Source organism: Actinophytocola sp. (assembly GCF_045807065.1).
GTDB lineage: Bacteria > Actinomycetota > Actinomycetes > Mycobacteriales > Pseudonocardiaceae > Actinophytocola.
In genome coordinates this window covers 1-8,435 of sequence record NZ_JBJMIE010000079.1, presented here as the reverse complement: position 1 = coordinate 8,435, position 8,435 = coordinate 1, and the positions used below count along the sequence as shown (strand labels likewise).

The 8,435-nt window shown below is 71.4% G+C and carries 4 protein-coding genes; all 4 read right to left on the bottom strand.

The annotated features are described in order from the left end of the window. Positions 1-738, bottom strand: a 738-nt coding sequence (locus ACJ73U_RS04510) for a hypothetical protein (protein ID WP_407776233.1), incomplete at its 3' end; no start/stop codon positions are given. Beyond that, a complete protein-coding gene (locus ACJ73U_RS04505) occupies positions 722-2,941 on the bottom strand; it encodes a hypothetical protein (protein WP_407776232.1) in 2,220 nt (739 codons plus the stop codon). The genes ACJ73U_RS04510 and ACJ73U_RS04505, both read right to left, overlap by 17 nt. Further along, complete coding sequence (locus ACJ73U_RS04500; protein WP_407776231.1) at positions 2,938-6,078, bottom strand: tubulin-like doman-containing protein; 3,141 nt, start codon at positions 6,076-6,078, stop codon at positions 2,938-2,940. The genes ACJ73U_RS04505 and ACJ73U_RS04500 overlap by 4 nt, the downstream gene beginning before the upstream one ends. 52 nt (positions 6,079-6,130) lie before the next feature. Next, complete coding sequence (locus ACJ73U_RS04495; protein ID WP_407776230.1) at positions 6,131-8,257, bottom strand: VWA domain-containing protein; 2,127 nt, start codon at positions 8,255-8,257, stop codon at positions 6,131-6,133. Positions 8,258-8,435: the final 178 nt, after the last annotated feature.

Genomic DNA, 8,435 nt, shown 5'->3' with positions numbered 1-8,435 from the left:
CCCCGCGAACCGGCGCAACACCTCGGCGGCGGAAGGGCGCTCGTGCGGCTCGGCGAAGAGGTCCGCCACCCGGGCGTTGATCAACGGCACCGCCGACAGGTCCGGCCGCTCCACCCGCGCGGGCTCGCCGGTGAACACCTCGTAGAGGAGCCGCCCCGCGTCGGGCAGGTCGTCCGCCGGCCCCGCGGCGGCCCCGGACCGGCCGGTGGGCGGCTCGCCGAAGAAGGCGGCGTGCTCGAAGCTCACGATGGACAGGGTGGTGCCGGCCAGGTAGATGCTGCCCAGGCCAAGAGCGTGGTGGGCGACCTCGACCAGCGCCATCCGTGCGAGTGCGTCGAACAACCCGGTCACGACGTCGAGTTGGCCCGAACTGAGCAGTCCGCTCACCGCCTCCCGCGCCGGCCGGCCGCGGTAGTCGCTCACGAGCGCCCACGGGTCCAGGCCGTCCACGTCGTAGCCGACGAGCACCGGGAACGGTGACCTCTCCTCGTCCGGGAACGCCCGGGTGAGCCGCGCCAGCGCGCGGATCTCGTTGTCCAGCGACCAGAAGGCGGGATCGCTCGCGCCGTCGCGCAGGCTGCGCCGGACCAGCGTCGTGCCGTCGGCCAGCCGTACCCGCTGGGTCACGAGCGCCGAGGAGGGCAGGTCGACCAGTTGGTCGGCCTTGACCGCCCACGAGCTCGGGCGACCGGCCAGGTCGCATCCGACGAGCGTGGCCGCGTCAGCTATCTCTGTCACGAATGTCGTCCATCCGGTCGTCGGGTTCGGTCACCACCGGGTGCTCGTGCACCACTCGTCCGCTCGCCAGGGGAACCAGCCGCACCATGCCGACGAGGTCGGTGTCCGTGGTGACCACGTCCAGTGGCGCGCCGGTGGCGAGGAGAACGCGCTGTGCGTGCGCCGGCGCGAACCGCAGAACGCGGGTGTCGTGCCAGGACACGTTGAGCGCGCGGATGTCGCCGGCCTCGCAGAGTTGCGTGAGCTCCTCCCGCCCGTCGCCGCACAGCACGCGGCGTCCGTCGTCCGATCGGCGCCACAGCACGCGGCTGAGCGACTCCCGTGGGGCGGTGCCCGTGATCATGGGTGGTTGCGCGTGCACGCTGTGCGCGTCGAGGAAGGCGTGGTATTCGGTGAGATCGCGGCGGGCGGTGTCCGCGAGCCTGGCCGGGTCGGTGGTGAGCGGGGTATCGGTGCCGATGGCGTGCAGGTAGTCGGCGAGGGCGCGCATGGTGAGCTCGACCAGGTCGCCGTGGAGCACCGAGAGCAACTCGGCGGCGACCGGGCCGTGGGCGGTCGCGCCCTGTGCGCGGTCCCTGGTCACGCGGTCGGTGTAGAGCCGCGCGAGTTCCGTCGCACCCGAAGCCAGGAGCAGTGCGGCGTCGGCCAGTCGCCTGCGGTGCTCCCAGGTACGCACGTGGTCGCGCACCTGGTCGTCCACCAGGGCCGTCGCGCGCGTGAGCAGGCGGCGGACGTCGGCCAGCCGCAGCCCACGCAACCAACCGGTGGTGACGTGGCGCCACGCCAGGCCGGTCGCGCAGACCGCGGCGGCGAGCGCGATCCCCACCCCGGCCACCACGACGCTCGTGGGCGGCGCGACGGCCCAGGGCAACCGCGTGCCGACGTAGGCGGCGCCGCAGAGTCCCAGCAGCATCGCCACCGCGACCCACCCGGCCCGGGCCGCGCCGGCAGGCGGCAGGCCCGGCAGGCGGAACAGCAGCAGGGTGGTCAGCACCACCCACACCAGACCGACGGCCACGCCGACGGGGAACGACGAGGACAGCCAGGCCGCCGCCGACCCGGTGAGTGCCGCCGTGGCGGCGACCGGGGCCATCGGCGACGGCCACACCGCCGGCGGCGTGGGGGCGCGCGTCGCGCCCGGCACGCCGTTCCGCATCGACGCCACTTCCGCCCGTGCCGCCGCGGTGCCCTCGGACACGGTCTTGTTCGCGACGCCGCGCAGGTGGACGGCGAGGTCCCGCAGCGAGTGACCGGCGCCCAGGCCTGTAAGTACCGACCTGCGGAGCACCTCGGCGAGGGTGGGGTTGTCCGAGTGGTCCGCGGCGGGGACCCCCAGCTTCCGCAACTGGTCCGGTCCGCCCTGCCCGGTGGCGTGGCGGTCCAGCTGCGCGAGCAGCTCGTCGACCCGGTCCAGGTGCGCGTCCAGCGCGGCCGCGACCACCGTCGGGTCCACCCGTCCCCCGCCGAACACCATGGTGCCGAGCCGGGGGAGCTCCGCCGCCGCGGCCGTCACCTCCTTGACCGCGCGACCCGACTCCCGCCGGCTGCGGCCCAGCGGGGAGTCGGTCGCGATCACGTCCCGGACCGGGTCGACCGGTTCGCCGTCGCGGGGTGCGGCGGGTGCGGGCGGCCACGCCGTGGTCGCGGTGGTGTGCTGAACCAGGTCGTCGAGTGCCTGGGTACGCAGGAACCGCAGCTCCTCCGCGCTGACGCTCGGGTGCACGACCGCGAGACCCGGGCACACGGCCTGGTGCGGAACCTGCCGGACGGTAGTGAAGACCTCGTCGAAGACCCGCGGGCTGGAGAGGACCGCGATGAGGTCCGGCAGGGTGGGCGTGCCGTCCGGGGTGATCGGCCGCGGCCGCTCCGACCCCCCGGCCCACCTGCTGCCCCACTCGTCACCGACCCACAGGGTGACACCGGCGGCCGCGAACGCCGCCGACTGCCGCAGCGCGATGTCACCGCCGCGGGCGAGCGGCCCGACCGCGACGCAGATCACCGCGCGCACGTGGGTGAGGGAGACCAGCCGCTGGTACCGGATGTGGTTGTCCATCAGGGACTCGGTGCGGTCGATCACCACGACGCGGTCGGTGAGCCCCTCGCGGTGTGCGGTGGACTTGTCGAGTTTGTCCAGCAGCCACAGGTCGGGACCGTCGTCCCGGATGTCGAGCACCCGGACGGGTGCACCGGCGCCCTCGCTCACCGCAGCACCCACTCGTACAGGTCCGCGAGGTTGTCCTGGTGGGCGTCTTCGGCGCCGCGGAAGCTGAGGGTCATCGCCTCCTGGAAGGTCTCGGCCCAGTACTCGTGCACGGAGACCAGGCGCCGCCGTCCCGAGGCGCGGTTCTCGGCCAGCAGTTTGTCGGTCTCCTTGCGTTCCACGTCGGCGAGCGCCACCAGCGCGCGGAACAACCCGGACGGCGGGACCAGGTCACCGGTGAGACCGATGGGCTTGATGTCCATCAGCCGGTCGCAGAAGTCCTGCCTGATCTGTTCGCCGTCGGCGAGGACCCAGCGTTCGTACTCGGCGATCAGGCTGCCCCAGCTGGACAGCCGAGCGTACTGCGTCAGCTCCAGCTGCATGTTGATCGACGAGTCGCCCAGGAACAGGTTGATGCTCTTCGGCGAGTTGATGTCCCCGGTGAACCGGATCGAGCCGTTCCACGCCGCGCAGAGAATGTGGTGCAGGATGCGGGCCCGGTCCTCGCCCGTGGCCGCCAGGTATCCGAAGCGGTATCCGGTGCGCTGCCGCCACTGGAGGAAGTCGTTCTTGCGCCCCTCGGCGACCGCGTCCGCCCAGTGCATCAGGATCTTCTGCACCTCGGGCACCTCGGTGAGCCCCATCGAGGAGCGGAACAGCACCACCGCGATCGACTCGGCGTCGATCGGCCGGAACTCCGGGATCGAGTCGATCTCCCGTGGCAGGTTGACCTCGCCGCGGAGGAACTTCTCCAGCTCAGGATCGCGTTTCCCGGCCGGGGAGGGGTAGGAGAAGAGGATCTTGAGCCGGCCTCGCCCACCGGGCGCGAACCCGGCCGGCACCAGCCCGGCGAGCTTCTCCCGGAACTGCGCCAGGTCGTCGTCGTTGATGACCCCCTTGGTCCCACCGGCCGCCGCGACCAGCAGGTCGTGCAGACTCGCCAGCAGCGGTTGGTGCGCCTCGTCGCGGTACCGGAAGGTCCGCATGACCTCGGCCTTGATCAGGTCCCGGATCTTGCCGACCGCCCGCCCCGGCCCGTCGACGACGCCGTGCTCCTGGAACAGCTTGACCGCACCGTTCCACCCCTGCTGGCCGATGATCGCGTTCACCACCATCGAGGGCGTCGCCGTGGCGTGCAGGCGGTGCTGTGCGACGTAGACCGAGATCAGCCGGCGCAGGGCGGCGGCGTAGAAGGCGGGAAGTTGCCCCTGGCGGGGCAGCAGGTAGGAGACCCCGACACGGGACTCGTACAGGGCCTTGGCGCGCCGGGCGAACCTCGCGTCCTCGCTGCGCGCGTGCTGCTGGAACGCCTCGACCAGTGCGGTGATCTCCCGCTCCACCAGGCGCAGCTTCGGCTCCCAACGCGGGGCGTAGGTGTTCCACGCCGCGTGCCAGGCCCGCTGTGCCCGCCACGTGAACCAGTCGTCCTGCTGCTGTATGGCCGCGCGCACCTGTGGGTCCGCGAACCGGACCTTGCGCCACCACCGCTTCTTCCTGATGTCGGGCACCGGCCCGGACAGGTTGATTCCCTGCGGCGGCGCCGGTTCGCTGCGCCTGCTTTCGACGAGGTTGAGGAAACCGATCTGGCTGACGGCATCCGTGAGCGACTGCTCGCCGAGCAGCGCCCTGGACGCGCGGAAGGCGCCGATGTCACCGACGGCCATCGTGACCGCCCGCCGCGGGTCGAACCGGGTGGCCATCTCCGGCACGTCCTGGGCGAGGGTCTGCTCCAGCGCGCTGATGCTGGACTCCATCGTGCGCTTGCGGGTGTTCAGCATCGCGAGGATCGCGTCGCGGCCGTCGACGGCGGGCACCGAGGCGATCGGCAGCGGCGTGCGTTGCAGCAGCCGGTCGATGTTGGCGTCCTGGAACAGCTTCATGATCAGTTCGCGGTTGTTCTCACCGGCGCTGTCCCCGGGGGTGACCATCTCGGTGATGGCGTCCGCGAGCAGCCGTGAGCTGACGATGTCGGCCAGGTCCTCGACCGGGACGGTCATGGACGCCACCGCGCTGGTCGACACCCCGCGCTTGCCGATCCCCGTCGCCGCGGACACCCCGCGCTCACTGGCGCTGTTGATGAAACTGTCCGCGAAGGACTGGAAGTTGCGGTCGAGGTACTGCCCGTCCTCGTTCTCCGCGGGCAGGTCCGTGCCGATCAGCGAGAGCAGCAGCGACACCACCGACCGGTGCAGGTCGTCGCGGTGCATGCCGGCCGTCAGGCTGAACAGGAACGCGGTCTGCACGGTCGAGGCACGCAGACGGATCTCGTCGCCGTCGGGATAGCGCACGGCGAGCGATCCCCTGATCCCCTTCCGGTCCAGCGCGGTACCGGCCACCTGCGAGTTCTGGTCGTCCACGAGGCGGAACAGGTCGAGCAGCGCGCGGGCGGAGTTGAGCTGCGCCGGCCGGCCGCCGCCGAGGCCGTCCTCGAACGCCGACGGCATCAGCACCAGGGGGAAGATGCGGGACTTGAGCCCCTGCTCGGCCAGCGCGTCACCGATCAGGTGCAGGTAGTCGTAGAACAACCCCGCGCCGGTGCCCCCGGCGACGGAGAACGCGACGAACACGTCCACCGAGTCGCGCAGGCGCCCACCGAGTCGCGCGAGGTGCCCGCCCGAGTTGCTGATCTCGCCGATCGCGTTGTTCAGCGAGGTGCGGGCGGGGGCGAGCCCGGCCCGGAACGTCTCGAACAGGGCCGCGCGGCCGACCGTCGGCAGCTGGCCGGCCCCCTTCGCGAGTGGACCCACCCTCGGCTCGTTCTCCGGCGGCGGCAGCCAGCCCTCGACCACCTCCGGTGCGCTCAATCGCAGGCTGCGCGCGACCTCCGGGTAGGTGTCGTAGGGCGGCACGAGCTCACGCACCATCGTGTAGGTGCGCTCGGCCGCGGGCAGGTGCACCCGGTCCGGCACGGCTCGGTTCTCGATGTGGCTGAACTCGTCCTCGGCGAGGTCCGCGTACACGAACTGGAGACAGCGGGGGAGCTGGTAGGGCAGCAGCTGTTCGTTGCCCGGGATCCTCTCCCGCAGCGCCATCCCGTCCGGTCCGCACAGCTCCTCGCGCAACCGGCGCTCGAGCTCCGCGCCGATCCGGCATCCCGTCCCGCCCAGGCCCACGAACAACATGGGCTGGTAGATCTGCATGTTTCTTCCTCCTGCCAGGACATCCCCGAGACGTCTGTGAAAAAGAGCGCGCTCACATCAGCGGATCGCGCACCGGCTCCTGTGGACTCGACGAACCGGGCTCGCCCCAGTCCGTGGTGGACGCGGCGTGGCTGGCCATGGCCCCGGAGTCGTCGCTGTCATGGTCCGGTGAGACCGTGATGACGAGGTCCTGCTCCACCTCGACCGGTTGGTCCAGCTGCGTCGTGTGCCGCGCGCCGTAGGGCGTGACGAGCCGCAGGCCGGCACGCGACCTGGTGAGGGCGAAGGCCGTGACGTCGTCGGGCCGGGCGACGTCGAGGCGTGGCACCGCCTCGTTCATCTCCACGGTGAACCGGAAGACCCTGGCCTTGCGTGCCTCCGTGTGCAGGTAGGTCCGGCGCCCGTTGCGCACGGCCTGCACGACCAGCCCCTCCACCTCCTGCGAGTGGCGCCGGGACACCAGCCACAGCACGAACAGGATCAGCGCGAGACCGGCGGCCGTCGCCAGGAGCCACCACAGCCACGGGAAGGGCGGTGGCGGATAGCCGACGTCCACGGTGAACGGCTTCTCGTGGAGAACCCGGGCCGCGCCGTCGCCGTCCACCACCCGGACGCGTCCCGATGCGACGCCCTCCGGGGTGTTCGCGCTGACGTTCATGCGAAACGAGAAGGTCGTCGTACCCGGATCGACCTCGTGCACCGCGTCCTGCGGGCGCACCGTGATCCCCGCGCGCCGGACACCGGTGATCTGGACGCGGACCCGGTGCCGCTCGTCGGAGTTGTTGGTCACCGAGACGGTCGCGGTCAGCGTGCCGCCCGGCGCCACCCTGGTGGCGATGGTGGGCAGGGTCGTGGTGGCCAGGATGGCCGGTACGGTCGGCGCCAGCCGGGTGACCGCCACCGCGTCCGCGGCGCTGATGCCGAGCCCGCTCACCGTGCCACGGAAGGTCACCTCGCGGTCGACGTTTGTCGGCACGGTCAGCCGGCCGGTGTAGGTGCCGTCGACCGCGCCGTCCGGTGCCCGCCCGTCGTCCTGCAGCGCGATGGACTGGGCCGGCAGGTCGTGACCGCTCAGCTGTGCGGAGAAGCTCAACCCGGTGAGGAGTTGGGGATCGGTCACCAACTTCCCGCCGCGCAGCACGAGCTGCAGCGATACCGTGACCGGCTGGCCCACGGCCGGCGAGGGTGGGTCCACCACGAGCGCGGCCTGCGCGGCGCCGAGCCAGGTGACCGTCGTCAGCACGTCCTGCGTCGGGATGTCCGGAGTGGACGTGATCCGCACCGTCCACCTGCCCGGCATCGGTTCGACGATGTGGAGCACCTCCACGGGGCTGGACTCGCCGCTGACCTGGAAGGCCCCGCTGGCCGACGTGCCGGACTTCGGTACGGGGTTGCCCTTCGGGTCGACGTAGTCGACGCTGATCCGGCCGTCGTGTTTGACCACGACGATCGAGCCGTCGGTCGCGATCGGCGGGATGGTCACCGGGACCTCGACGTGTCCACCAGGACTGATGGGCCGCTTGTCGATCGGGCCGATGCCGGTGCAGCGACCGGCGCTGAACGCGCGCAGCAGGGCGTCGGCGACATCCGCCGAGCTGGACACCACCGTCGCCGACGGCTTCGGCACGTCGGGCCCGCACGAGTTCTGGTACCCACCGGCCGCGAACCCCCGCAGCGCGGCGACGTTCACCTTCCCGAAGCCGAGCGGCCAGATCTGCACGCCCGCGTCCCGCGCCTCGGTCAGGGTCTGGTCGATCACCGCACGGGCGGCGTCGTTGCGCTGCTGTCCGGTCTTGTCCACGCCGTAGCGCGGGCTGTCGGAGACGTCGAGGACGCCGTCGGTGAGCAGGAACACCAGTTTCGGCCCCTCCTCCGGCGACCCGTCCCGCAGGTAGCTCATCGCCTGCTTCAACGCCTCCGCGTGGTCGGTGCCGCTGCCCTCGCTTTCCGTGCGCTTGCGCAGGTCACCCACGCACCGCGAAATCCGCTCTCGTTCGGCCGCGCCGGACAGGACGATGGGCGGGCACACGACGTCGACCGGCGAGTGGTTGCCGTTGTCGCTGGCGAACCCGACGATCGAGACGGTCGACCGATCGGACAGTTCGGACTGTCCGATCAGGCTCGCCGCATCCTGCTCACGAACCATGTCCTCGGGTCGGATACTTCCCGACTCATCCACGAGAATCACGATTTTGGCCGGCTTCAACGCGATGTCCTGGTTTTGTCCAGTCGTCGTGGCCGGCGACCGGTCGGTGGCGGAGGCGAAATCACCCGAATGGATCAGTAACCCCACGAGAAACACCGCGGCCACAATTCGGATCAGTGCAGGTCGCGCCCTGCCCGGCCTGCTTTCGTTG